The following is a 24,399-nucleotide window of genomic DNA, read 5'->3' as shown; positions in this document are numbered from 1 at the left end:
AAACCCTTTGATTTATCTGCTCTTGCAATAGTCAAGCGTTCCCTTTAAATAAGACCCGAAACCTCCAAACCAAGTCCTCCAAACCTGTAGTCCTTGACTGCTACCAATAAAAGAGTTCACTGTACTTTGCCACTGAGTGTCATTAGTAGGAAGTATCATTCCATAAAAGTCACAAGATAAAGGTTGGTTCGGTACTATCTCAAAAGCGCTGAGCGGCACTCCCTGTCTCACAGCTTCTCCTATCAAAAGAATGCTATCTCCAGCAAATGCGGTAACTTGACCGTTCATTGCAGCACTTACACCCTCACTTCTGTCTGAAAATTGCTGAATTTCAGCTTCTGAATATGCTTGGGTAACTGAACGTATATTGGTTGATCCTCGAAGTACACCGAGCCTCGCATTTTTCAAGTTCGTGTTTTTGTTTGCTGTCCTTACAAGAAATTGCGTCCCCGTGACAAAAAAAGGCTGTGAATATTTAATGTTTTCCTGTACTTCTTTTTCGCGACTAATTGTATTTGGCCCACACTCAATATGTACAGTGCCATCTCGAACTATTCCCTCGCGGGTTGGGAGCGTAGATGTAACTGCTCTGACACTAATAGAAGTATTCATTTGTTTGCTGAGACTACTTGCTAGAGCATTGGCAAAGCCTGCACAATAGCCTGTCCAACTTCCTGAACTTTCATAGCCAAAAAGCACAGCATCTTTTCTAATCCCAACTTTTAAAACTCCTGTTTGCTGAATTTCTTGCAAGACAGTCTGCGCCCAGCTTGCCGTAGAAAAAAGCACAGCATATATGATGCTAGATGTTATAAGTATCAGCTTGAATTGCTTATTCATTATGTTATATTGTTACTTGTGAATCAGTGCTCGCTAGCTATTAGTAAAATAGTTTACCAACACGATCTCAGCCTTGTCAGTGACAAAAAGTGATAAAAAGTGATAAAAAGTGATTACTTTCCCAAATCGCCCTAAAATCCCCTCTCAGGTAGATGCCGCTAGAGCTAAACTCTTCTAGTCACCCCTCACAACCCAACTTCCTTGGCCTACGACAACACCTGCAAATACCTAGCCGAAAAATTCCCCGCCGCCTTCATCCGCTGGCTGCTACCCATTGACGAACCCACCAACATTCAGGTACTCAAAACCGAACTCATCCAAGAACCCATCCGCGCCGATTCTCTCGTATTCCTCCAAACCGATCGCCAAATCCTCCATCTGGAATTTGAAACCCGACCCTACTCCGACCCGCCGATCGCCTTCAGGATGCTAGACTACTACATCAGGCTGAAACGGCAATACTCCTGTGACATCAATCAAGTAGTAATTTTTTTGCAGCAAACAGCCTCAGAACAAGTTTTTGTATCCGAGTACACAGACGCGAACACCCGACACGGCTACCGAGTTATTCGCCTGTGGGAACAAGACCCCGCTTTACTGCTATCCGTCCCCGGCCTACTCCCGCTGGCGACACTATCTCAAACCAACTCCCCGCGAACTTTGTTAGAGCAAATCGCTACTCAGATTGCTATAATCGAAGAACCTAATCAGCAAGCGGATTTACTCGCTTGTACCCAAGTGCTCGCAGGTTTGAGATTTGAAAAAGACTTAATCAGACAACTATTTAGGAAGGAAACTATGCGCGGTTCTGTCATTTACCAAGAAATTCGCGAAGATGGCCTCCTTGAAGGAAGACAATTAGGTCTCCTTGAAGGAAGGAAAGATGAGGCGCTGTCCTTCCTCACTCGCCAGTTGACTCGGCGCATCGGTGCGATCGCTCCTGAAATCAGCGAGCAAATTCAGACTTTATCCGTAGAAGAATTAGAGAATTTAGGAGAGGCGCTGCTCGACTTTTCAGAAGCAGCAGATTTAACCAATTGGTTGAATGAACGCCAGCCTTAGTTGGTAAAACATAGTCGGATATGTTCAAAAAATTACCAGATATATACTTTAAGGAAACTTAACCCATGACTGTCGATGAAGCTCTCGCCATTGTCGAAACAGTCCTAGATGACGCTGAACAATTAAACGACGTGCAAGAGCTAATCTTTAGACAATGCTGGGAAGGCAGATGTTCCTATGAGGAAATTTCTCAACTCTCTCAATATAATGATGAATACATAAAAGCGCTGGCGGCTAAACTCTGGAAACAACTCTCAGAGGCTTTTGATGCAAAGGTAAAAAAAAATAATTTACGCTCTTTTTTTAAGCGATACTTGCGACGACATCAAGTGACAGTACATCGAACTCAAGTAATTGGAGTAAACCTCAGCGGCGCTAACTTAAGCGGAGCCAGAGTATTATTCGTAAACTTAAGTGAATCCGATTCGTCAGCAGATTTGCACGGTGCAATTATATCTGATAATAATCAGACAACATCAGATGAAATTATCAAGGCTGAAGACGGGCATAATCAGGGGATTTTGTCTAACACAGAAAAACGCCTTTATCACTGGAATGATTTGTGTTTTCGCTGCGAAGAACAAGTGAAAATTGCCGAAGCACTCGATCGCACTTCCGCCCTTTTCTTCCCCAACTCCAAAGCCCGACTGACAACACCCGCAGGCCGACAAAACCAAGAACCCGACTTCCTCATCTTCCACCAAGGCAAATGGGGTATTCTGGAAATATCGCATCCCGATACAGAAAAAGATCAAACGCGCGATCGGCAGTTTGCATCCCACGGCATCCGCATCATCCACTATTGCGACGCTAACAGATGTACAGAAGAAGCCGATCGCATTGTACAAGAGTTTTTAGACGTATTGAGTCAGGCATAGGGCGAGTGCATTTAGTTAAGACGTATTCCTGTATCGATCGGCGATCGCTCATACTGGTTTAGACTCGCCACCCAAAACCGATGCCCGCAAATTCTGCCAGTACGAAGCCGTCACGAGTTCTCCCTCCGAGTCTGAACCCTCTTGTAGTAAACCTTCTAGTTTGGCTTGTGCCTGTTTTCGCAGGCGATCTTGCTGCACCAAATCTAGAAAATACTCTACCGCACTCGCATAAGCCCCTGCCTGAATTTGAGCCTCAATATAGGTTTGCAGGTCTTCTGGTATGGCAAGAATAACATTCATCGTCAACACAGATTTAGGATATTTATCATTGTATCGATCGTACCTGCAATTAAACATGTCTGCCTACATCAACCACACTTCCCAGAAGACACAGCAGCAGCCAGCCGCTCCACACCAGTTTAGTGCTCAATTGATTTCGATTCCAGCCTTAATCTCCAGAAACCTCAGCCGCCGCCGCCAGCCGCTCACGCGCGAGCTCGAACAATCGCCGCCACCTGAGTTAAAGGCAAGAACTTGATTTTATTAATAATCTGTTGGGTATCTAACGGGTCTGAGACAGGTTTTCCATCCAACAATCTCAGAAATTCTTCCAGCGTATAACCCGATCTCGCAGCGAGCTTAGCCAAGTTTTCAGTATCGGGAACCGTATCGCCCCTTTCCCAAAGCTGAACAGCGGTAGCGGAAACGCCCAAAAGCTTACCAAACGCTCGCTGACTCATTGTTCCGCGCGCTGTTTTGATAATTTCACTAAGTTTTTCTCTATTTTCGATGTTCACGGCTCAAAGGTTACTCAACCGTCTCTACCAGTCTACTTGCCAACTGATACATCAACTATATTTTCCAGACGACTCAGCAGCCGCCGCGAGTCTATCCATCACCGCTCTACCAACGACGGCTAACTCACTGATCGGTATACATTGAATTTTTTTCAGCAGATCGTTAGTATCTACGGGCTCACGCATGGGCTTGCCTTCCAGATGAGCAAGCAACTCTTCCATCGTAAACCCTGCCCTCACAGCAATCTGAGCCAAATTTTCTGTATCTGGGATACTCTGACCTTTTTCCCACAACTGAACCGCAGTCGCAGATACCCCAAGAAGCTTGCCAAATCCACGCTGACTCATAGAACCGCGAGCTAGTTTGACAATCTCGATCAATTTTTTCTTAGCTTCTGCGTCCACAGTATCAGTCACCAGAGAAACACAACTCCCAGTTTACCGCCCAATTGATTTCGATTCCAGCCCTAATTCCCAGAAACCTCAGCAGCAGCAGCCAACCGCTCCACACCGGCTCGAACAATCACCGCTAGCTCACTTATGGGCATACATTGAATTTTCTTAAGCAACTCGTTGGTATTGTCGGGTTCCTGCACCGGCCTACCTTCAAGATGAGCCATCAACTCTTCCATAGTGAAGCCTGCTCTTGCGGCAATCTGAGTCAAATTTTTCGTATCCGGGAGTACCTGTCCCTTCTCCCAATACTGAACAGCAGACCCAGAGACTCCCAATAGCCTACCAAAAGCGCTAAAACTCAGGGAGCCACGGGCTAGCTTCACAACCTCAACAAGTTTTTTCCTAGCTTCTGCGTCCACAGTATTAGTCACCAGATAAACACAACTCCTAGTTTACTTATCTACCAACAAAATTGTCTTTCTTGCTTGACAGCAAAAATTTTACCTGTTAATCTGTAAATAGATTTGTGATTATAATTCTATTGTTATAAATTCAGGGGAAGCAAAAATGACCAAAAGACGCAGCCAAAACACTCACAACTCACGTCGCAACCGTCAAAGCCTCACAGCCTCCGGTTGGCTCAAACCCCAGTGCTGGCAAATTTCCAAAACGGAAGCCGCCGAAGCTCTGAGAATGCCCGTCAACCGCATCGTCAAAGTTTACCCCAAACAACATCAAGTAATAGTCGTTTACCTCAACAAGAAAGGGCAAAAATGCAGTTCCTTTTTCAGCTACAGACTATTTGCCAGATGGGAAAAAGAGACGATCGCCACAATTGCCAGTTGTAGAAACCAGCAAACCCTAGCGCCCCTAGAAATCATTGTACAATACGACCTAGAACATTTCAAGTATCCAGTCGCGATCGCCGACGCAATTTGGGAAGCCCTACTCAACCACATCCGCCAAGTCATCAGAGAACAAAGGCTCAGCCTAGCTTGCGCCTAGTCCCCCATTAACCCCCACCTATGTTGATCATGGTTAATACTTGGGAAAATCGATTCCTGAGATGGATATTCCTTGCATCTTCTGTACATATCGTCCTTGAGCCGCTACACACTCTGCCATTTTTTGAGCCTGTATAGGTTGACTCCTGGGTTCTGGTGAGGTGCCTCTATACTCCCATACACCACCACGACCACTATTTATTACTTTTCCATTTTTTTCTAAGATTAACTCTTCTCCGGTAGCATCAATATAGAATTTCCCCTTTTGAAAAGACACGCTGCTAATTGTGATATCTTCCACTCCCTTGTAAGGATTTGCAGGGCCCTTGACAATCTTAATACAGATTCTATTGTTTTTATGTGCAATTTCTCTGCGGGAATTATTGAACATGGTTCCTTGAGAGTAGTAAGTTCCTGTGGGCAAAATTGTAGAACCTTGTTGATTACTTTGAGCAGATGACAAGGATGAAATTGATAAAAGAATAGAACTAGCAATTAGTGTTTCGAGTACCCTAAATTTCATTTCCTATTAAACTCCATTAAAATTATTTTTTTCAGATTCAACATGGTCATAAATTATTTTTAAACTCCTCTAGGGTGACATTTGCTTGGCCAAGAATATTAGCTAATGTCCCAGAAGCTAATTCATCATGGAGTGGCACATTACAACTATCTATTTGCTGTACAACCCGAACCCGTTTGAGAACAACGTGACTGCCACCCCCCCTATCTTGCCTGATGAATCCCAAACGTTCTAAAGACCCGATAGCTCTTCTGCCTGAAATTCTTGGCAATTGATTCCAAGGTATACCTGAATGGGAATTTTGCGACAGATTTTGAAGCTGAACGTTTAGATGTTCAATAGTATTTTCTAATGTTTGAGTGTTCTCTTGGGCTGCACTGAGTTGCCTTTTTAACTGCCTCTTTCGATCTTCTAAGAACTGAGTTCTGCTTTTAGATGTATCTAATTCGCTGTTTAACTGGACTTTTTCGCTGTTTAGCTGGACTTTTTCTTTTTCTAACCTATCAATTTCTTCCACATAATAATTTTCCCCATCTCTTGACTGTTCCTTACTCCGATCTAATTCTGCCCTAGCTCCTTCTAGTGCGGCGGTGAGTTCATTAATATTAGGTATTTCTTCTAACTGTTGCTCTAGCTGACGAGATTGCTGTTGTCTTAAATCTAGATCGCGCTTCAAATCAACTATTTTCTGATTGAGCTCTTCACTCTGCTGCTTTGCTTTAGATTCTCGCTGAGACGTTTTTTGCAACTTTTGCCGTAGTAATTGCAATTCTTTTGAAGTTTGAGCAGCTTTTTGCTGTTGCTGTTCTCTACGAGCCAGTTCGCTTTCATAAGATGCAATTTGATTTTCCAGTTCTCTCTTATTTTGCTGCTGTTCTTGCCGGTAAGATTCCAGTTCAGCAAGACCTCTATCTCGCTGGTCAATTAATTCGATAGTTTGCTGGTTTTTTTCTTCTAATTGCAGCTTAATTTCCTGCTTTACTTCAGATTCTCGCTGAGACGTTTCTTGCAACTTTTGCCGTAGTAATTGCAAGTCTTCTAAAGTTTGAGCAGTTTCTTGCTGTTGCTGTTCTTTAAAAGCCAGTTCGCTTTCATAATATGCAATTTGATTTTCAAGTTCTCTCTTATTTTGCTCCTGTTTTTGCCGATCAGATTCCAGTTCAGCAAGACCTCTCTCTCGCTGCTTAATTAATTCGATAGTTTGCTGGTTTTTATCTTCTAATTGCCGCTTAATCTGTTGAATTTCCCGTTGCAATTGTTCCTGTTGTTGCTGTGCAAGACGCTGCTCATTCCGTTTGGCAGATAAAACCACCTCAATAATTATCCACGCGCTCAAACCACTAACGAAAAATAAAGCGACTGTCGATGTGTAAAGAGTCCGGGAACCTGTTACTTTAAATGGATCTTTAATCCAATTATTAGAATCTTCAATAAATGTCGGCGGTACTCCCCGGACATAGTACACACGACCGATTATTTCTCCTGAGTTAACTCTACCAGTAGGGATGGGTTTACTATCACGAGGTTTAGCATATTGCCGCTCTGCTTGCAGCAGAGGTGGACTTTGTAGTAAGTCGTATGGATGATTTGATAAAGTTGCTAATGAAATTTCCTTTGTCCACCTAAAAGAAGATTTTGATTGATAAAGAATTTGCTCGGATAGGCAATCTTTGGCAGCCATTTTGCAATCAGTGACAATCAGTCCAAATAATCCATAGTTACTGTCTAAAGTTCGTTGTAATTCTTCTATATTTCCTTGCAATAAGGTATAGGATAGTTTTCCTGGCAAAGTATGAGATAACATATTGAAATCAACTGTTTGCACAGCAAAGATTGTGCCATGCCAATATTTTTTATAATGTTCCCAGTTTTTTAAAGTCGCCAGACCCAAAGAAAATGTCGCGATCAGGGTAAATCGACCCAAACTCTTAATCAGCGTAGTCGGGTTGATCCGGGGAAGTTTTTGCTTCATAATGTGCTTCATAAGGTAAACAGCCAAATGAATCTGAGAAAGGCTATATCTAATATAACTTCAGCTACAGATTATTTGCCTGTTGGCAACAAGAGGCGATCGCAGCCATAAAAACCCGCTGAAACCAGCAAACCTTACAAGCACTAGAAGAAGTTGTACAATACGACCTCGAACATTTCAACTATCCGATCGCGTGTAGCCAGCCGTAGGCATCGCCAACCAAATTTGGGACAGCCTACTCAACCACATCCGTCACCTCAACAAAGAACAAAGGCACACCCCAAGATGTGCCTTCCATCAACCCATTAATTAGAAGTAGAAGCTGCCAACTCAGCCAAACGTTCCTGCTGATCCTGAGAAATGCAAGTCTGAATAATCCCCTCAATATCCCCTTCCAAAACAGTATTGAGCGAAAAATTCTCCCCCAAACGGTGGTCGGTAGCCCGATTATCCTTATAGTTGTACGTGCGAATTTTTTCCGATCGCGAACCAGTACCAACCTGAGCCAAACGCCGCGACTTCACCTCATCCTGCTGCTCCCGCAACTTCAGATCATAGAGCTTAGCCCGCAAAATCTGCATCGCCCGCTCCTTATTCTGCAACTGACTGCGCTCCTCAGTACAGAAAATCCGAATTCCCGTCGGCTTGTGAAACAAATCCGCAGCAGTTTCCACCTTGTTCACATTTTGACCGCCAGCGCCGCCCGATCGAGCCGTACTCATCTCAATATCCTTCGGATCGATGTGAATCTCCACATCATCAACCTCCGGCATCACCGCCACCGTCGCCGTCGAAGTATGAATCCGGCCACTAGCCTCAGTCATCGGCACCCGCTGCACCCGGTGTACCCCAGCCTCAAACTTCAGCTTGCTATAAACGCTGTCGCCCTGAACTTCCAGAATCACCTCTTTAAAGCCGCCCATATCCGCCAGCGACTCGCTCACCAACTTCACCACCCAGCCTTGAGTTTGAGCATAACGGGAATACAACCTCAGCAAATCTCCCGCCCAAATACTAGCCTCATCTCCGCCAGTACCCGCCCGAATTTCTAGCATAATATTCTTATCATCATTCGGGTCGCGAGGCAGTAACAAAACCTTCAAACGACTCTCGAAATGTTCCGACTTTGACTCAAGTTCCTCAACTTCCAGCGCAGCCATTTGCTGCATTTCGCGATCGCTCGCTGCTTCCTTGAGAACCTGTCGCGCACCCACCAAATCTTCCTGAGTAGTTTTCCACAGATCAAAAGTATCGACCACTGCCTCCAAGGACGATCGAGCTTTCGCTACCCGCTGAAACTCATAATTATCCCTAGCCACATCCGGGTCAGCCATGCGGCGAGTCAACTCATGAAAAGTTTGCTCTACCGACTTCAATTTATCCAGCAAATAAGATTCAGCCATGTCAAATGTCCTCCGTCAATCGATTTTAGATTTTAGATTTTAGATTTTAGATTTTAGAATTGAAGAGAAGTTGGGATAGAATCGCGATCGAACTCAACCGCCAGCCGTAGCAACTCTTCAATCTAAGCTCTCCAATCCGAGGGCGGATAAATTTTAGATTTTAGACTTTAGATTTGAATAGCAGTTGAGATAGAATCGCGATCGAACTCAACTGCCAGCCGTAGCAATCTCAAATCTCAAATCCAAAATCCGAGAGCAGTCAGTCACCAGTAGAAAAAACTACTCCCAACCGACTGCGGACAAATGACAATCCGGCTACTTCTTCTTTTTGCCTTTAGCAGCAGCCTTAGCAGCATCAGCTTTCGGCTCTTCCATTTTCAGCGGCCCAGACAAAGCATCTACCTGGGGCATTTCTACATCCGTCATGCCGTATTTGCGCATAAAGCGTTCCACACGACCTTCAGTATCAATAATCTTCTGAGTGCCAGTATAAAAAGGATGATTTCCCGACCAGACATCAACTTGAAGCTTTGGTCTAGTTGAACCAACAGTCATCACAAGTTCCCCGTTGCAATAGACCTGAGATTCGGGATACCACTCAGGGTGAATACCATCTTTCGCCATTTTCTTTACTCTCTAATTTTTTGACTTTACAACCATTTTAGCTTTGATTTGGTATCAGGAATCCCAAACCAGAAATAGACACCGAAAAAAGGAGGATGGAATCTGGATAAATTTTCCTTCTTCCTTCTTCCTTCTTCCCTCTTCCTTCTGCCCTCGATTACCGCTTCGAGTATTGAGGAGCTTTGCGAGCTTTGCGCAAACCGTACTTTTTCCGTTCTTTGGCCCGCGGGTCGCGAGTCAAATAGCCCTCAGTCTTGAGAGGCTTGCGGTTGTCTGGGTCTAATTGACAAAGTGCTCTAGCGACACCCAAGCGAATCGAGTCAGCCTGACCTGTCAAGCCACCGCCTTCGACTTTTACCAAAATGTCATACTCATTTTCCAGACCCAAAGTTTCCAGAGGAGCCTTAGCGAGAGCCAAATAAGTAGGGTTGAATTGCAGGTACAAATCCCCTTCTTTACCGTTGACAGTCAGTATGCCAGTGCCGGGAACCAAACGTACCCGTGCTACGGAACACTTGCGGCGACCGGTACCCCAGTACACGGCGCGGCCGGATGTATCTGTTGCTTGCATTAGTCATTTCCTCCCGGAATCGTGTGAATAATTAACTCTTCTGGTTGTTGAGCTTGGTGCGGGTGGTTAGGGCCAGCGTACACCTTTAGCTTAGTAAACAGTTGTCTGCCCAGAGAAGTGTGAGGTAGCATTCCTCGGATAGCTTCTTCGACAATTCTTTCGGGCAAACGTACTTGCAGTTTGGCAAAAGTTTCTGTTTTCATGCCGCCGGGTCTGCCAGAGTGGCGGCGGTAGATTTTCTGGGTACGTTTTTTGCCAGTAACAACGATTTTTTCAGCGTTGATGACAATTACGAAGTCGCCGGTATCCATAGAAGGAGTGTAAGTGGGTTTGTGTTTCCCCCGGAGGTGCGTGGCAACTTCAGTTGCCAAACGGCCCAGCCGCTGATCGGCGGCATCGACCACGTACCACTTGTGCTCTAGGGAGTCTTTAGTAGGGACGTAAGTTTTGTTCATTGTTAGTTGTTAGTTGTTAGTTGTTATTTGTTATTTGTTATTTGTTATTTGTTAGTTGTTATTTGTTATTTGTTATTTGTTAGTTGTTGCCAATAACTAATAACCAATAACTAATAACCAATAACTAATAACCAATAACAAATTTTGGCTGAGTGTCGTACCAGACATCTGGGGGAAAGGGAAATTCTGAATAGCCAACCCGCAGCAGGCATAAACCTTGAGCGGGAGCGGCGTATTTTACCATTTCTCGGCGTTCGTTGACCCAGATATCAGTGAAATTGTCGATCGCCCTTTCCCCCTGACCCACCTGCACCAGCAACCCCACCAGCAGCCGCATCATCCCGTACAGAAACCCGCTCGCCTGAACCTCAATATAGATAAGAGGCCCAGAACGGTGACACTCTGCCGCTTGTACGTCCACCCAGGAATGGGGGCGGGCAGACCCCGCGCGGTGGAAAGCCGCCAAGTGATGCCGCCCGATTAGCGGTGTCAAAGCTGCCTGAATCAAAGATTCGTCCACAGGCGCCCGGTAGCAATGCCAAGCAAAAGGACGCACAAACAAATTAGGAATCGGGTCTGTATAAAGGGTGTAGCGATAGCGCCGCCAACTGGCTGAGAACCGAGCGTGCCAGGTAGGTTCCACCTTTGCCGAAGCTCGAATTAAAATATCTTTTGCCAGTCGAGAGTTGAGAACGCTTGCCCAGCGGTGAGCCGGAATTGGGCCGTCAGCATCAAAATGGGCTACTTGGGCAGCCGCGTGAACTCCCGCATCAGTTCTCCCGGCCGCGTACAGCGTTACCGGGCGTTGGAGTACATTCGATATTGCTGTTTCAATTTCTTCTTGTACTGTACGCTGGTTCGGCTGTCGCTGCCAACCGTGAAAGTTAGTGCCGAGGTATTGGATCACCAGAGCAACGCGCTGTATCGATCGGGCATTTTCGATTGGGGATTTTGGATTGTCAGTCATAAATCAAAAATCTCCAACCCAAAATTGAATTAAACCAGTTCAACGATCGCCATTTCGGAATTATCTCCTTGACGGGGGACAGTTCGCACTACGCGGGTATAGCCCCCGTTGCGCGAGCCGTACCGTTCTTGGGCAGCCTCAAACAAGGCGTGCACTAACTGTTTGTCATAGATATAGCCCATAGCTTGCCGACGAGCGGACAAGGAGCCATCTTTGGCCAGGGTAATCATCCTGTCCGCCTCTGAGCGCAGCGCTTTGGCGCGGGCGAGAGTGGTAGTGATTTTACCGTGGCGGATTAATTCGGTGGTCAGCGAGCGCAGTAGGGCGCGGCGCTGGTCAGCCGGTTTGCTGAGTTGGGGAACGCGACAGCGGTGGCGCATAGCAGTTGGTAATTGGTAATTGGTAATTGGGCGTGGGGATAGTCCGCGAACTTGGGGGGTGAATTCTTTAACTTAAGAACTCACACACTCAAAATTCCGAACTTTTTTTACCCGTTACCCGTTGATTAACTTTTAGCTGATTTTTCCTGTGGCAAGGTAATGCCCAAGCGTTTTTGTAAAGCTTCAATCACTTCTTCTGCGGACTTCTGCCCGAAGTTCTTAATCTCAAGCAAGTCTTCTTGGGTATAATCCAATAAGTCTGCGACTGAGTTGATCTGAGCCCGCTTGAGACAGTTGTAAGCCCGGACTGACAACTGCAATTCTTCGATCGGGATTTGGCTTGTAGGATCTGCCTCACCTGGATACTCTGGTTTGAGAGAATCTTGGGTGATGTCTTTGAGAGGGGCAAATAAATCTACCAGGATGTGAGCAGATTGACTCAGAGCTTCTTGAGGAGTCACACTGCCATCAGTCCAGATTTCCATCACTAGCCGATCTTTTTCGACAGTGCCGCCCAGCCGAGCATCTTCAACGCTGTAGTTGACTCTGCGAATCGGCATAAAGATAGCGTCGATTTGGAGAAAATCCAAAGCCGATCCATCATCGCGAGTGCGATCTACTGCTCGGTATCCGATGCCTTTTTCAATTCTGAATTCCATTTCCAGAACAGAACCCGGGGAGAGAGTCGCAATGTACTGCGATTTATCGATCAATTCCACCTCAGAGGGCAAATCGAATCGATCGGCAGTAACTGTGACAGGCCCCTCAATCCGCAACCTGCCGATTTGTGGCTGCTGAGAATGAGTTTTGAGGACGACCTCTTTCATGTTCAGCAGGATTTCGAGAACATCCTCCCGTACCCCTTCGATCGTGGCAAACTCGTGATTGACACCCGCGATGCGGACTGAAGTTACTGCCGTTCCTTCCAAATTTGACATCAGGACTCGCCTAAGCGCGTTCCCGACAGTTGTTCCTTGACCGCGATCGAGCGGTTCCAGGACAAATTTTCCGTACTGACTCCGGTCTTTGTCAGTGTTAGACTCTATACATTCAATTTGAAACTGCGCCACGGAGTGACCTCCCTTTTCCACTTTGGATTTTTGATTTTGGATTTTAGATTGCAGAGCATACCCCTGAACGGATTTCGGATTTTGGATGGACGGGGCAACAGTTAGAAGCATTATTTTTTGACTTTAAGCAGTTAGCCATTATCCAAAATCTAAAATCTAAAATCTCAAATCGTTTTAGACTCTACGCCGCTTGGGAGGGCGACAGCCGTTGTGAGGAATTGGGGTAACATCTCTAATCAGGGTAATTTCTAGTCCCGCCCCTTGCAGCGCCCGAATTGCAGTTTCTCGACCTGCTCCGGGCCCGCTCACCATTACTTCTATTTGGCGCATTCCCTGGTCATTTGCTCTGCGAGCTGCACTTTCTGCTGCTGTTTGAGCTGCAAAGGGAGTGCCCTTCTTTGCTCCTTTAAAACCGCTGGAACCTGCTGATGCCCAGGATATTACTTCGCCGTTAAGGTCGGTAATAGTTACAATCGTGTTGTTAAAGGTAGACTGGATGTAGCCTACCCCATTGGGTACATTCCGTTTCTGCTTTTTCGCACCAGATTTCTTGCCTGTTTGTTGTCGCGCCATATTAGTCTCTTTAACGTTTCTCTCAACTAATGTCCCGAAGCGCTAGGAGCCAGCAGCCCCCAGCGTAGTTTTCCCAAAAAGCAGTTACTTCTTGGAAGGTGCCTTTTTCTTGCCCGCAACTGTTCGGCGGACGCCGCGACGGGTTCTGGCGTTGGTACGGGTTCGTTGTCCCCGCACTGGCAGACCCAAACGGTGACGGCGACCGCGATAAGTTCCGATGTCCATCAGGCGCTTGATGTTCATTGACTCCCAGCGCCGGAGGTCTCCTTCGATTTGGTAGGTGCTTTCTACATGAGCCCGCAGAGTAGTCACGTCGGCCTCTGTTAAATCCTTGACGCGAATGTCAGGATTTACGCCTGTTGCAGCGATGATTTCTTGGGCCCGCGACAGGCCTATTCCGTAAATGTATGTCAGACCTATTTCGACGCGCTTATCGCGTGGAAGGTCTACCCCGGCAATCCGTGCCACACTTTTTGTCTCCCTAGTTTTCCTGTTTGGCTACAATATTCAATTAGGCAGCACCTGTGTGCAGTGCCCAATCTTCCTGTTTTCTAACCTTGGCGCTGTTTGTGTTTCGGGTTAGTACATATCACCATCACTCGACCGCGACGGCGGATGACGCGACATTTCTCACAAATTTTTTTGACAGATGCTCGAACTTTCATCTTTCTTCCTGCCTGGAGAACCCCGCTCTACCGGAGAGCAGGCACGCTGGCCCGTAGAGCGGTGGGAGGAGAAGCTGGGCAAGGTGTAGGCCTCTCCTCGATTAAATTGTATAAAGTGCGGGTTGTTTTATGAAGGAGCCCGCTTGCACCCACTCCCATTGCTGGGTCAAAGTTCGCCTGTGCCAGAATCTTGGCGAGCGATCGTTTTACGGCGTAGCAATGACTTAACCCGGTACGCCGGTGGGTTGTTGACGCCCTTCTCGGCAACACTACAAACGTAGCATTATAGCATAAATTTGAAGCTTTTTACCAAATTCTCTCTAATTAAACTTAGAATTAGTTTTTAGAAAGTTTTATCTAAGCCTATTTTTTCCGAAGGCGATAAGTAATCCTGCCTTTGGTCAAGTCGTAGGGAGTTAATTCGACTTTGACGCGATCGCCAGGCAGAATTTTGATGTAGTTGCGGCGGATCTTGCCGGAAATGTGAGCTAGCACGTTAAACCCATTATCTAGGTCAACGCGAAACATCGCATTGGGGAGGGAATCCACCACTGTCCCTTCCATTTCAATTAAATCTTGCTTAGACAATTTGGTATTTACCTCAACTCTACATTTGATTAACTAGGAGTGTTCCAGCATTTACCTCAAAACCTATTTACTGGTAGAGATTAAACGGGAATGGGGGGCAATAATTCGGGCGACTCGATCGACTTAAAGACTCAACTTTCTCGATCGCTTTAGCTTTACTTGAGTAAAATTGTGGCAATTAGTATCGAGTTCAATCCTGGAACTAGCAACCCTCACAAAACCTGAGAGCATCAAAAAGCTCCTAGTTAACACATCTTAGCAAAAGCTGGTGAATAACCAGCTCGATTGAGAGGGTTCAAGAGTCGCCCGAGAGAGCTTGTTGCAGTTCTGCGGTGACTAATTCCAGATCGCGATCGCCATCAACCGCAACCAACTGTTGGCGGCTGCTGTAGAAAGCAATCAAAGGCTCAGTTTGTTCGCGATAAACTTGCAACCTGCGGCGGATCGTCTCCTCATTGTCATCTTGGCGACCCCGAGACAACAGGCGAGTCACCAAAACATTGTCAGGTACGTCCAAATTGACAGCTCTCAGAGCGCAATCCTTACCAGACGTACTTCCCCCAGTACCAACATCACAGATTAGTTTGTCAAAAAACATTGCCTGTGTCACAGTGCGGGGAAATCCGTCCAGAATCCAGCCAGAACTAGCATCTGGTTGATTCATGCGTTCTTGTACGATATCTATCAATAACTGGTCTGGAACCAAATCACCAGCATCCATGTAGGCTTGGGCTTTTAAACCCAAGGGAGTTTTCGCTACCACGCAGGCGCGCAGGATATCGCCCGTAGAAATGTGGGGTATTTTCCAGAGAGCGGCTAAAAGCTGAGCCTGAGTTCCCTTTCCTGCCCCTGGAGGCCCCATAAAAATCAGTTGCATTGCGATTACTTCACCATTCCTTCATATCGTTGGGAGATGACGTAAGTTTGAATTTGCTTAGCAGTTTCGATCGCCACACCTACTAGAATCAGTAAGGAAGTTGCACCAAAGCCTCTAAAAGTTTGGACGCCGATCGCGCTTTCTACAGCCGTTGGTACAATGGCCACCAGACCGAGAAATATCGCGCCCAAGAAAGTCAAACGGTTCAAAACCTTCTCCACATAATCGCTGGTTTTCTGACCAGGACGAATCCCAGGAATACTGGCGCCCATTTTCTTCAAGTTCTGAGACATATCTACGGGGTTGACAATCAACGAAGCATAGAAATAGCTGAAGAACAGAATCAAAGTCAGATAAAACAGCGCGTAAGCCCAAGGCGCAGGGCCGTTCGGACTCAAAACATTAGCAACTTGAACCAAAAACGGCTGATTGAGAGACTGAGCGAGGAAAGAAGGCACAATCAACACCGAAGATGCAAAAATAATCGGCATCACTCCGCCTTGATTTAAGCGCAGGGGTAGATAGCTGCGGCTCTCCCGATAAACTTTGCGGCCGACTTGGCGGCGGGCCGAAATAATCGGAATGCGGCGAGTACCTTCCTGAACAAAAACAATCCCGACAATCGTCACCAAAAAGACCAGCAGCAGAACGACCACGCGGCCGACAACTTGCGTGTCGCCACTTTGAGCCAATTCAAAAGTTTGTCCCAAAGAGCGCGGCAAAACCGACACAATGTTGATAAAAATCAGCAGCGACGCTCCGTTCCCAATACCTCGCTCTGTCACCACTTCCGATATCCACATCACAAACATCGAGCCGGCTGTTAGAGCCAAAGCTGTTTGTGGGATGAAAAAAGGTCCCGGAGATTGAGCAAAAGGACTGACCCAAATCGCAATGCCAACGCTTTGCAGAATAGCCCAGCCCAGGGAAACGTAGCGAGTAATTTGAGAAATTTTGCGCCGCCCTGCTTCTCCTTCATTTTTCTGCAAGTCTTCTAAACTTGGCAGAGCCGCAGTTAGAAGTTGCACAATAATTGAAGCATTAATGTAAGGCAAAATCCCCAGCGCGAAAATCCCCAAAGCTGAGAGACCGCCTCCTGAAAACAAGTCCAGAAAGCCAATTAAAGGGCTATTTTGGACGTTTTGGGCAAAGGCGGCGCGATCGATACCGGGGACTGGCAAGTGGACACCCAGGCGCACTAAAATCAATAAGCCAATAGTTACGAGGATGCGGCCTCGCAAACCAGCAGCTTGAGCCATCTGCATGAACGTCTCTTGTGCAGTTGGCGCTTTCTCTCTACTAACGTCCATAGTTCCGATTTTGGATTTTAGATTTGGGATTTTCGACTAAATCATTTTCTGATAGCAAGAAGAGAGGATTTGAGATTTGGACATCTTCTCAAACCTCAAATCTTTAGGCAATTAATTCGCAACTTCCGCCGGCGGCTTCAATTTTGGTGCGAGCACCTGCGGTAAAAGCCTTGGCGCGCACTTGCAAAGCCACATTCAATTCGCCATCTCCTAAGATTTTCAGCGGCCCATCGTCTGTCGTGACAATTTTTGCTTGAATCAAAGAGGTGAGAGTAACTTCTGTGTTTGCTGGCAGCGATGCTAATTTACTGACATTAATGATAGTGTACTCTTTGCGGTTCACTAAAGGGAAGCTTTTTAGCTTGGGCAAGCGGCGGTAAAGAGGATTTTGACCACCTTCAAAACCGGGTCTAGTGCCGCTGCCGGATCTAGCTTTTTGACCGCGCATCCCTTTACCGGAGCTCGCGCCTTGACCGGCAGAAATACCTCTGCCTAAGCGTCGAGGGCGCTTTTGGGAGCCTGCTTTGGGTCGGGCGTCTTGCAATCTCATAGTTTTAGTAATTGGTAGTTGGTAATTGGTATGCAAGAGAGCGGGCGCGCAGTAGTTTTGAGTGCGTGAGTTTTGAGTTGCGGATTTTTGATTCTCAACGCAAGCACTTAACACTCAAAACTGACAGTTTCCCATTCTCTATGCCCTAACCGTAGAGGTTTTCTACTGGAATTCCGCGTTCTTGAGCAACTTCGGACAAGGTGCGGAGGGTGGAGAGGGCATTGACTGCTGCTCTGGCGTTGTTTAAGGGATTTCCGGAACCTAGCTGTTTGGCTAAGATGTTGCGGACTCCTGCTAGTTCGAGAACAGTTCGGACTGCTCCCCCTGCGATTACGCCTGTTCCGGGTGCTGCCGGACGCATCATTACTTTGGCTCCGCCGCCTGCACCGTTGATGGGGTGGGGGATGGAGTTAGATTTGGTGAGGGGGACTTCAATTAGGTGCTTTTTGCCGTCAGCGACGCCTTTTTTAACGGCACCGATTACGTCGCTAGCTTTGCCGACTCCCACTCCAACTTGACCGCGTTCGTTGCCGATGATGACTATGGCGCGGAAGCTGAGTTTTTTACCACCTTTGACTACTTTGGTAACGCGACGAATCTGAACAACCCGTTCTTGCCATTCGGATTCTTTTTCGCGCCCTTTGTTGTTGCTGCTGCTTTTTTTCTTGTTGCGCTGTTCTTTTTGTTCTGCCATAGTTTTGTCTTGTGGGAATTGAGGATTAGTAACTGGTAGTCGGCACTGAGGAATTAACGATTAGGAATTAAGAATTTTATTGCTTCTTTCTTCCTTCTTCCTTCTTCCTTCTTCCTTCTTCCTTCTTCCTAAAAGTCTAACCCGGCTTCGCGAGCTGCATCTGCAAGGGCTTTAACACGACCGTGGTAGAGGTTGCCTCCGCGATCGAATACGACTTTGACTATGCCAGCGCTGGAGCAGCGTTTGGCAATCAACTGACCGACTTTGGTGCTGGCGGTGCAATTGCCTCCAGAACCGAGTTCGGCTTTCAATTCTGGATCGAGGGTTGACGCAGCAGCCAAAGTGTGCTGTGTCGTGTCGTCGATTACTTGGACGTAGATGTGATTTTCCGATCGAAATACCGCTAGTCTGGGACGTTCGGAAGTGCCGAATACCTTGCGCCGCACGCGGCGGTGTCTGCGGTGGACTGATTCTTTGCGAGTAAGCTTCATGGTTACTTCTTACCTGTTTTGCCTGTTTTACCAGCTTTGCGCCGGACGACTTCGCCGCTGTAGCGAATACCTTTGCCTTTGTAGACTTCGGGCGGACGCACCGCGCGGATGCGGGCTGCTGTGTTGCCTACGAGTTCTTTGTCAATGCCGGAGACAATGACGTTTGTGTTGCCTTCAACTGCCACTGTGATGCCTTCTGGAGGGGGCATTTCAACTGGCTTGCTGTAACCGACGTTTAAAATCAGGTTCCGTCCTTGAACCTGTGCCCGATAACCTGTACCGATAATTTCTAGACGACGCTGAAAACCTGCGGATACACCTTCGACCATGTTGGCGACTAGGGTGCGGCACAAGCCGTGCAGTTGTCTGGCGACGCGAGATTCGTCTCGGCGGGTAACGAGTAAAGTTTCGCCTTCTAGTCCCATGAGGATTTCGGCTGGGATTACTCGGGAAAGTTCACCTTTAGGGCCTTTGACGGCTACTTTTTGACCGTCTAGGGTGATGGTGACTTTGGTCGGGATGCTAATCGGACGCTTGCCAATTCGCGACATATTTTTTTGTCCTTTGTTTTTAGTTATTAGTCCTTGATTATTAGTCTTGAGTTATTAGTCCTTAGTGATTGATTTTGGAGTATGTTGCCAATGACCAGTGACTAATGACTAATGACTAATGACTACCAAACATAACAAAGCACTTCACCGCCCAAACCTTGGCGTCGAGCTTCTCTATCGGTCATAATGCCGCTGGAGGTGGAGATGATGGCAATGCCAATTCCTCCTAATACTCTGGGCAGTTCTTTTCGGTTCGAGTAAACGCGAAGTCCTGGTTTGCTGACTCGCTTAAGTGCCGTGATAATGGGCTTGCGAGTTTTACCTTTGTACTTTAAAGAAAGCACTATAGTTCGCTTGATCCCTTCTGGTTCTGCTTCTTCAAATTCGCTGATAAAGCCTTCGTTTTTGAGGACTTGGGCGATGCTACGGGTCATTTTTGTAGCTGGAATTTGTGTTGTTTGGTGGCGCGCCATGCAAGAATTGCGAATGCGCGTCAACATATCTGCTATGGTATCGTTAGCTGCCATCTTTTGCTTCTTACTCTAGTGCTTAGTTGTCCCGGAACGGCATTCCCATTTCTTTAAGCAAGGCACGTCCTTCTTCGTCGGTATTTGCTGTGGTGATGATGGAAATGTCCATGCCTCGAATTTGATCGATGCTGTCATATTCTATTTCTGGAAAGATTAGCTGCTCTCTCAGACCCAAGCTGTAGTTACCACGACCGTCGAAGCTTTTGGGGCTGATGCCGCGGAAGTCGCGGATGCGGGGGAGTGCGAGGTTGATCAGCCGATCGAGAAAATCATACATCCGATCGGCACGCAGCGTCACCATGACACCGACGGGTACTCCTTTACGGATTTTGAAGCCTGCGATCGCCTTTTTTGCCCGCGTCACGACCGGCTTTTGTCCGGTAATGATGCCAATTTCATTGATCGACGAATCGAGTGCCTTAGCATTTTGAGATGCTTCTCCCAAACCGCGGTTCACGGTGACTTTGACGAGTTTGGGAACCTGATGGATATTAGTATATTGAAACTGATCCATCAGTTTCGGAACTATTTTTCCTTGATAAAGAACTTTGAGTTTGTCCGGCATAGTTTTTGTGTTTCGTTAACTGTCCCTGGGCTTGGTCAGGGAATTTGTCGCTTGTCAGTTGTCAGTTGTCAGTTGCCAGTTGTCAGTTGACAGTTGTCAGTTGACAGTTGTCAGTTGTCAGTTGTCAGTTGTCAGTTGTCAGTTGTCAGTTGCCAGTTAAGGACTAATGACTAAGGACTAAGGACTAATTATCGAGGATCTCTCCGGTTTTTTTGAGTTGTCGCAGTTTGCGGCCATCTTCGCTAAATGTATAGCAAACGCGGCTGGCGATTTTCTCTTTTTCGGAATAGTGCATGACATTTGAGCTGTGAATGGGAGCCTCAAACGTGACTATTTTCCCGGATTCTCCCTCTTGCTGAGGCTTGACGTGCTTGGTTCGGATGTTTACACCTTTAACAATCACTTTGCTGACTTTAGGATATGTCTTTAAGATTTCTCCGACTTTTCCTTTCTCTTTGCCAGTAATTATTTGCACGGTGTCGCCTGCTTTGACGTGCATTCTATAGCGCTGCGGTTCGCTAGTTGGTTTACCCTTTTTTCCGTACATTTTAAAGTACCTCCGGGGCTAAGGAAACGATTTTAGTAAAGTTTTTGTCGCGCAGTTCGCGGGCAACGGGGCCGAAGACGCGAGTGCCTTTGGGGTTGCCGTCTACGTTGATGATGACGGCGGCGTTGTCGTCAAAACGAATGCTCATGCCGCTGTCGCGACGTTCGCCTTTGCGGGTTCTGACAATGACAGCCCGGACGACATCGGATTTTTTGACGGCCATATTGGGGATGGCGTCTTTGACGACGGCAATGATGACATCGCCGACTCCGCCGTAGCGACGGTTGCCGCCTCCCAATACGCGGATGCACATCAGTTTGCGGGCTCCGCTATTGTCGGCGACATTGAGGTATGTCTGGGGTTGAATCATGGTGATTTGGGAAAAGGTAATTTGATGCTTGCTAACTGGTAAGTGCTAATTGCTATTTGATGGTTAATCAGGGAGTCGATCGCGCTAAACAAGCCGATCGCACTACGCCGGGCAATTAGCAATTAACTGTTAGCCATTTTTTGCACCGAAAATCTCAGCAACCGCCCAGCGTTTGGTTTTGCTCAAGGGGCGAGTTTCAGTGATGCGGACGCGATCGCCCGATTTGCACTTATTTTCTTCGTCGTGAGCTTTGTACCGCTTGGTGCGGACTACGATTTTGCCGTATTTGGTGTGGGAGGAGCGGTTTTCGATCGCTACCACGACGGTTTTGTCCATTTTGTCGCTGACTACTACGCCAACTCGTTCTTTAATTGCCATACCTACCTATTTTTGTTATGCAATTGAGTTTTTTTGAACTACTCTGCGATCGCCGGCTCAGTTGCTGCTGACTCTGCGCTGACTGCTGCGGTTGCAGCCTGCTGTTCGGCTTCTTTAGAGGCTAATTTTTCAGCAGTAGCTTGTGCATCAGCAGCAACTTGACGCTCGCGTTCAACTGTCATCAATTGGGCGACGCGGTGTTTGGCGTGCTTGAACAGGTGAGGCTTTTCCATGCGGCCAGTAGCTTGCTGAAGCCGCAATTCCATTAATTGGCGCTTGACGGCTAAAATTTGCTCTGCTAGTGCTGCATCGCTTAATTCTCTAGCTTCTTTAATCTTGGGCAAAGACATAATTGTGTGCTTTATCGTGAGCGATCGGTCTAGTGAAGACAGAATTATCTAGGTTGAAGGCCGAAGGAAAGAACAGTTGTGAATCCCAGATTTTAAATTGCTGTAGCCGTTTAAAATTTCTCAGAATGCAGAGCTACTTCTACCTTCGATCGTCGCTATGATGGGTCTTCTTCGCGAGTGATGAACTTGGTTTTAATGGGTAGTTTGAAATCTGCCAAGCGCATTGCTTCGCGGGCAATTTCTTCAGTTACGCCACCAATTTCAAACATTACCCGGCCGGGTTTGACAACGGCAACCCAAAACTCAGGTGCACCTTTACCAGAACCCATCCGGGTTTCTGCTGCGCGCTGGGTGACTGGTTTGTCGGGAAAAATGCGAATCCAGATTTTGCCGCCCCGGCGGATATAGCGGGTCATGGCGCGTCGTCCGGCTTCTATTTGGCGAGAAGTGATCCAAGCTGGTTCGATCGCTTGGAGCGCGAAGTCGCCAAAGCTAACTGTATTGCCGCGGGTGGCAATACCGCTCATTCGCCCGCGCTGTTGTTTGCGGAATTTTGTTCTTTTAGGGCTTAACATGGCTGGGGAATTCAGTAATTGTTAATCGGTATAGCGGACAGCACGAACTTACTCGCCCTTCGCTGTCCCAGGTCAACTGTCAACTGTCAACTGTCAATTGACTGTTAGCCTTCGTTCGATCGATCTTCAAAATTCTGACGGCGGCGCTTGTTTTTCGTGCGGGGCACGGCTGCATTTGGTGCGGCTTCTTGTTCCTGTCCGGGAATAATTTCGCCTTTGAAGACCCAAACTTTAATCCCGAGAATACCGTAGATGGTTTGAGCGGTGCAGTAGGAGTAGTCGATGTCTGCCCGCAGTGTGTGCAAGGGGACTCTGCCTTCGCGCGTCCATTCGGTACGGGCGATTTCTGCGCCGTTAAGCCGTCCGCTGACTTGAATTTTGATGCCTTGGACGCCTACTTTTTGAGCGCGGGTGATTGCTTGGCGGACTACTCGGCGGAAGGATACGCGCCGTTCTAGTTGCTGAGCAATGTATTCTGCTATCAGTGTGGCATCTGCATCTACTCGTTGAACTTCGACGACGTTGATGCGGATTTGGCGATTGCTGCCGAGTTGCTGCTGCAAGCCGACGCGCAAGGTTTCGATGCCTGCTCCGCCGCGGCCTACGACAACGCCCGGTCTGGCGGTGAATACTTCTAGGTCGATTTGATCGGCTTTGCGCTCAATTCTGACCGAAGAAATGCCAGCATTGCTGAGGGTTTTGCGGACGTACTTGCGAATTTTATAGTCTTCTTGCAAGAGTTCTGGATAGTTTTTCGGGTCAGCAAACCAGCGAGAGCGGTGCTCTTGGGTAATGCCGAGGCGAAAACCAATTGGATGTATTTTTTGGCCCATAATATTTGATGAGTTAATTGGTAATTGGTAATAGGGAAGGAAGAAGGAAGAAGGAAGAAGGAAGAAGGAAGAAGTAAAAAACAACTATCTGCTACCTCTTGATTTCCGTGCCTTGAAGAAAAGTAATTGGTGATTACCTATTTTTTTCTACTTTAAGCTGTTTGTTACCTATTACCGTTTTCCGTTGTTTAGTCTTCTAGGAGCGGAGCAACTATTACCGTAATGTGGCAAGTTGGCTTGCGGATTTGGTAGGCGCGACCTTGAGCGCGGGGTCTAAAGCGCTTGAGGACTGGGCCTTGGTCTGCGTAAGCTTGAGAAACCACTAGCTTGGATTTATCCAATCCTGCGTTGTGTTCGGCGTTTGCTACTGCCGATCGCAAAACTTTGACAATTGGTTCGCAGGCGCGGTAGGGCATGAATTCGAGTAAAATCAGCGCTTCTTGGTAGCTTTTGCCGCGAATTTGGTCGAGGACTCGGCGCACTTTGAAGGGGGATGACCGGATGTAACGGGCGATCGCCTTAATTTCGGTTGTGGTATCTATAGCCATTTCGATTTGGGTAATTGGTAAATGGTAATTGGGTAATTGGTAAATGGTAATTGGGAAAAAGTTTTTCCGATTACCTGTTACCTGTCACCTAATTAGGCTATCTTTTTGCCTTTTTATCACCACTTTTCGCGTGACCTCTAAAGGTGCGAGTGGGGGAGAATTCTCCGAGTTTGTGACCGACCATTTGGTCTGTCAGGTAGACGGGTACGTGCTGTCTGCCGTTGTGAACGGCGATCGTGTGACCTACCATTTGGGGCAGGATTGTGGAAGCTCGCGACCAAGTTTTAATTACTTGTTTTTGGCCTGCGGCATTGAGTTTTTCGATTTTTGTCATCAGGTGGTCTGCGACAAACGGGCCTTTTTTTAGCGATCGAGACATGATTTTGGTAATTATTAATTAGTAGTTGGAATTGAATTGGGAAGAAAGTCCAAGGAAGAAAAGAGCGCGGAGAAACTTTTTTT

Annotated in this window: 37 protein-coding genes; 3 read left to right on the top strand and 34 right to left on the bottom strand. The window is 47.0% G+C overall.

Annotated elements, in window-relative coordinates; genetic code table 11:
• Positions 1 to 12 precede the first annotated feature (12 nt).
• Positions 13 to 840: a transporter substrate-binding domain-containing protein gene (locus QUB68_RS14175; protein WP_332993354.1), complete on the bottom strand. Its 828-nt coding sequence runs from the start codon at positions 838 to 840 to the stop codon at positions 13 to 15.
• Between the two features lie 201 nt (positions 841 to 1,041).
• On the opposite strand from QUB68_RS14175, the gene QUB68_RS14170 reads away from it, so the two are divergent.
• Both QUB68_RS14170 and QUB68_RS14165 read left to right on the top strand, forming a co-directional pair.
• Positions 1,042 to 1,902, top strand: a complete 861-nt coding sequence (locus tag QUB68_RS14170; RefSeq protein ID WP_332993351.1) for an Rpn family recombination-promoting nuclease/putative transposase — start codon at positions 1,042 to 1,044, stop codon at positions 1,900 to 1,902.
• Between the two features lie 65 nt (positions 1,903 to 1,967).
• Positions 1,968 to 2,780 (top strand): pentapeptide repeat-containing protein, encoded by an 813-nt coding sequence (locus QUB68_RS14165; RefSeq protein WP_332993349.1) that lies wholly within the window; start codon positions 1,968 to 1,970, stop codon positions 2,778 to 2,780.
• 48 nt (positions 2,781 to 2,828) lie between these two features.
• On the opposite strand, the gene QUB68_RS14160 is transcribed toward QUB68_RS14165, so the two are convergent.
• The 4 genes from QUB68_RS14160 to QUB68_RS14145 form a co-directional block, all read right to left on the bottom strand.
• Positions 2,829 to 3,080 carry a ribbon-helix-helix domain-containing protein gene (locus QUB68_RS14160; protein WP_332993347.1) on the bottom strand — a complete coding sequence of 84 codons (252 nt, stop codon included), beginning with the start codon at positions 3,078 to 3,080 and terminating at the stop codon, positions 2,829 to 2,831.
• 185 nt (positions 3,081 to 3,265) lie between these two features.
• Positions 3,266 to 3,577, bottom strand: a complete 312-nt coding sequence (locus tag QUB68_RS14155) for a helix-turn-helix domain-containing protein (protein ID WP_332993344.1) — start codon at positions 3,575 to 3,577, stop codon at positions 3,266 to 3,268.
• A 51-nt stretch (positions 3,578 to 3,628) separates the two neighbouring features.
• Positions 3,629 to 3,982, bottom strand: a complete 354-nt coding sequence (locus tag QUB68_RS14150; protein ID WP_332993341.1) for a helix-turn-helix domain-containing protein — start codon at positions 3,980 to 3,982, stop codon at positions 3,629 to 3,631.
• Positions 3,983 to 4,044: 62 nt separating this feature from the next.
• Positions 4,045 to 4,404 carry a helix-turn-helix domain-containing protein gene (locus QUB68_RS14145; protein ID WP_332993338.1) on the bottom strand — a complete coding sequence of 120 codons (360 nt, stop codon included), beginning with the start codon at positions 4,402 to 4,404 and terminating at the stop codon, positions 4,045 to 4,047.
• A gap of 136 nt (positions 4,405 to 4,540) precedes the next feature.
• Here QUB68_RS14145 and QUB68_RS14140 point away from each other — a divergent pair, with 136 nt between their 5' ends.
• The gene (locus tag QUB68_RS14140; RefSeq protein ID WP_332993336.1) at positions 4,541 to 4,978 is read left to right on the top strand and encodes a hypothetical protein; all 438 of its coding nucleotides are present in this window, start codon (positions 4,541 to 4,543) and stop codon (positions 4,976 to 4,978) included.
• A 33-nt stretch (positions 4,979 to 5,011) separates the two neighbouring features.
• Here QUB68_RS14140 and QUB68_RS14135 read toward each other — a convergent pair whose 3' ends face one another.
• The 29 genes from QUB68_RS14135 to rpsS all read right to left on the bottom strand — a co-directional run bounded on the left by QUB68_RS14135 (position 5,012) and on the right by rpsS (position 24,316).
• Entirely contained in the window at positions 5,012 to 5,500 is a 489-nt protein-coding gene (locus QUB68_RS14135; RefSeq protein ID WP_332993333.1) for a hypothetical protein, read from the bottom strand.
• A 46-nt stretch (positions 5,501 to 5,546) separates the two neighbouring features.
• Positions 5,547 to 7,472 (bottom strand): type II toxin-antitoxin system HicA family toxin, encoded by a 1,926-nt coding sequence (locus tag QUB68_RS14130; protein WP_332993331.1) that lies wholly within the window; start codon positions 7,470 to 7,472, stop codon positions 5,547 to 5,549.
• 305 nt (positions 7,473 to 7,777) lie between these two features.
• Positions 7,778 to 8,875: a peptide chain release factor 1 gene (gene prfA, locus QUB68_RS14125; RefSeq protein ID WP_332993329.1), complete on the bottom strand. Its 1,098-nt coding sequence runs from the start codon at positions 8,873 to 8,875 to the stop codon at positions 7,778 to 7,780.
• Between the two features lie 315 nt (positions 8,876 to 9,190).
• On the bottom strand, positions 9,191 to 9,499 hold the full coding sequence (gene rpmE, locus QUB68_RS14120) for a 50S ribosomal protein L31 (protein ID WP_332993326.1): 309 nt from the start codon (positions 9,497 to 9,499) through the stop codon (positions 9,191 to 9,193).
• A 157-nt stretch (positions 9,500 to 9,656) separates the two neighbouring features.
• A complete protein-coding gene (gene rpsI, locus QUB68_RS14115) occupies positions 9,657 to 10,070 on the bottom strand; it encodes a 30S ribosomal protein S9 (protein WP_194067224.1) in 414 nt (137 codons plus the stop codon).
• The gene (gene rplM, locus QUB68_RS14110; RefSeq protein ID WP_332993325.1) at positions 10,070 to 10,525 is read right to left on the bottom strand and encodes a 50S ribosomal protein L13; all 456 of its coding nucleotides are present in this window, start codon (positions 10,523 to 10,525) and stop codon (positions 10,070 to 10,072) included. The genes rpsI and rplM overlap by 1 nt, the downstream gene beginning before the upstream one ends.
• 124 nt (positions 10,526 to 10,649) lie before the next feature.
• Entirely contained in the window at positions 10,650 to 11,492 is an 843-nt protein-coding gene (gene truA, locus QUB68_RS14105; protein WP_332993323.1) for a tRNA pseudouridine(38-40) synthase TruA, read from the bottom strand.
• Between the two features lie 29 nt (positions 11,493 to 11,521).
• Positions 11,522 to 11,872, bottom strand: a complete 351-nt coding sequence (gene rplQ / locus QUB68_RS14100; RefSeq protein WP_332993321.1) for a 50S ribosomal protein L17 — start codon at positions 11,870 to 11,872, stop codon at positions 11,522 to 11,524.
• A gap of 125 nt (positions 11,873 to 11,997) precedes the next feature.
• Positions 11,998 to 12,942, bottom strand: coding sequence for a DNA-directed RNA polymerase subunit alpha (locus QUB68_RS14095; RefSeq protein ID WP_332993319.1), 945 nt, complete (start codon positions 12,940 to 12,942; stop codon positions 11,998 to 12,000).
• A 174-nt stretch (positions 12,943 to 13,116) separates the two neighbouring features.
• A complete protein-coding gene (rpsK, locus tag QUB68_RS14090) occupies positions 13,117 to 13,515 on the bottom strand; it encodes a 30S ribosomal protein S11 (protein ID WP_006634980.1) in 399 nt (132 codons plus the stop codon).
• 84 nt (positions 13,516 to 13,599) lie between these two features.
• A complete protein-coding gene (rpsM, locus tag QUB68_RS14085; RefSeq protein WP_332993316.1) occupies positions 13,600 to 13,983 on the bottom strand; it encodes a 30S ribosomal protein S13 in 384 nt (127 codons plus the stop codon).
• A gap of 83 nt (positions 13,984 to 14,066) precedes the next feature.
• Complete coding sequence (gene rpmJ / locus QUB68_RS14080) at positions 14,067 to 14,180, bottom strand: 50S ribosomal protein L36 (protein WP_015178722.1); 114 nt, start codon at positions 14,178 to 14,180, stop codon at positions 14,067 to 14,069.
• Positions 14,181 to 14,543: 363 nt separating this feature from the next.
• A complete protein-coding gene (infA, locus tag QUB68_RS14075; RefSeq protein WP_096830559.1) occupies positions 14,544 to 14,768 on the bottom strand; it encodes a translation initiation factor IF-1 in 225 nt (74 codons plus the stop codon).
• 295 nt (positions 14,769 to 15,063) lie between these two features.
• The gene (locus tag QUB68_RS14070) at positions 15,064 to 15,645 is read right to left on the bottom strand and encodes an adenylate kinase (protein ID WP_332993312.1); all 582 of its coding nucleotides are present in this window, start codon (positions 15,643 to 15,645) and stop codon (positions 15,064 to 15,066) included.
• 5 nt (positions 15,646 to 15,650) lie between these two features.
• On the bottom strand, positions 15,651 to 16,955 hold the full coding sequence (secY, locus tag QUB68_RS14065) for a preprotein translocase subunit SecY (protein WP_332993310.1): 1,305 nt from the start codon (positions 16,953 to 16,955) through the stop codon (positions 15,651 to 15,653).
• A gap of 103 nt (positions 16,956 to 17,058) precedes the next feature.
• Positions 17,059 to 17,505 (bottom strand): 50S ribosomal protein L15, encoded by a 447-nt coding sequence (gene rplO, locus QUB68_RS14060; protein ID WP_332993307.1) that lies wholly within the window; start codon positions 17,503 to 17,505, stop codon positions 17,059 to 17,061.
• Between the two features lie 145 nt (positions 17,506 to 17,650).
• Complete coding sequence (gene rpsE, locus QUB68_RS14055; RefSeq protein WP_106150139.1) at positions 17,651 to 18,199, bottom strand: 30S ribosomal protein S5; 549 nt, start codon at positions 18,197 to 18,199, stop codon at positions 17,651 to 17,653.
• 128 nt (positions 18,200 to 18,327) lie between these two features.
• A complete protein-coding gene (gene rplR / locus QUB68_RS14050; RefSeq protein WP_332993303.1) occupies positions 18,328 to 18,690 on the bottom strand; it encodes a 50S ribosomal protein L18 in 363 nt (120 codons plus the stop codon).
• 2 nt (positions 18,691 to 18,692) lie between these two features.
• Positions 18,693 to 19,241 carry a 50S ribosomal protein L6 gene (gene rplF, locus QUB68_RS14045; RefSeq protein WP_332993300.1) on the bottom strand — a complete coding sequence of 183 codons (549 nt, stop codon included), beginning with the start codon at positions 19,239 to 19,241 and terminating at the stop codon, positions 18,693 to 18,695.
• A 122-nt stretch (positions 19,242 to 19,363) separates the two neighbouring features.
• Complete coding sequence (gene rpsH / locus QUB68_RS14040) at positions 19,364 to 19,768, bottom strand: 30S ribosomal protein S8 (protein ID WP_265233161.1); 405 nt, start codon at positions 19,766 to 19,768, stop codon at positions 19,364 to 19,366.
• A 22-nt stretch (positions 19,769 to 19,790) separates the two neighbouring features.
• Entirely contained in the window at positions 19,791 to 20,336 is a 546-nt protein-coding gene (gene rplE, locus QUB68_RS14035) for a 50S ribosomal protein L5 (RefSeq protein ID WP_332993298.1), read from the bottom strand.
• 184 nt (positions 20,337 to 20,520) lie between these two features.
• Positions 20,521 to 20,883, bottom strand: coding sequence for a 50S ribosomal protein L24 (gene rplX / locus QUB68_RS14030; protein ID WP_265233163.1), 363 nt, complete (start codon positions 20,881 to 20,883; stop codon positions 20,521 to 20,523).
• Position 20,884: 1 nt separating this feature from the next.
• Positions 20,885 to 21,253 carry a 50S ribosomal protein L14 gene (gene rplN / locus QUB68_RS14025; protein WP_332993295.1) on the bottom strand — a complete coding sequence of 123 codons (369 nt, stop codon included), beginning with the start codon at positions 21,251 to 21,253 and terminating at the stop codon, positions 20,885 to 20,887.
• 129 nt (positions 21,254 to 21,382) lie between these two features.
• A complete protein-coding gene (gene rpsQ / locus QUB68_RS14020; protein ID WP_332993293.1) occupies positions 21,383 to 21,631 on the bottom strand; it encodes a 30S ribosomal protein S17 in 249 nt (82 codons plus the stop codon).
• 38 nt (positions 21,632 to 21,669) lie between these two features.
• Complete coding sequence (rpmC, locus tag QUB68_RS14015; protein ID WP_332993288.1) at positions 21,670 to 21,981, bottom strand: 50S ribosomal protein L29; 312 nt, start codon at positions 21,979 to 21,981, stop codon at positions 21,670 to 21,672.
• Positions 21,982 to 22,136: 155 nt separating this feature from the next.
• Complete coding sequence (gene rplP / locus QUB68_RS14010) at positions 22,137 to 22,556, bottom strand: 50S ribosomal protein L16 (protein ID WP_332993285.1); 420 nt, start codon at positions 22,554 to 22,556, stop codon at positions 22,137 to 22,139.
• A gap of 104 nt (positions 22,557 to 22,660) precedes the next feature.
• Positions 22,661 to 23,389: a 30S ribosomal protein S3 gene (rpsC, locus tag QUB68_RS14005; RefSeq protein WP_332993283.1), complete on the bottom strand. Its 729-nt coding sequence runs from the start codon at positions 23,387 to 23,389 to the stop codon at positions 22,661 to 22,663.
• 188 nt (positions 23,390 to 23,577) lie between these two features.
• A complete protein-coding gene (gene rplV, locus QUB68_RS14000; protein ID WP_332993281.1) occupies positions 23,578 to 23,937 on the bottom strand; it encodes a 50S ribosomal protein L22 in 360 nt (119 codons plus the stop codon).
• A gap of 97 nt (positions 23,938 to 24,034) precedes the next feature.
• Positions 24,035 to 24,316 (bottom strand): 30S ribosomal protein S19, encoded by a 282-nt coding sequence (rpsS, locus tag QUB68_RS13995; protein ID WP_332978146.1) that lies wholly within the window; start codon positions 24,314 to 24,316, stop codon positions 24,035 to 24,037.
• Between the last annotated feature and the right edge of the window lie 83 nt (positions 24,317 to 24,399).

Source organism: Microcoleus sp. A006_D1, assembly GCF_036702805.1.
Lineage (GTDB): Bacteria > Cyanobacteriota > Cyanobacteriia > Cyanobacteriales > Microcoleaceae > Microcoleus.
The sequence above is the reverse complement of the archived record's forward strand: the minus strand, read 5'-3'. Positions and strand labels throughout refer to the sequence as shown.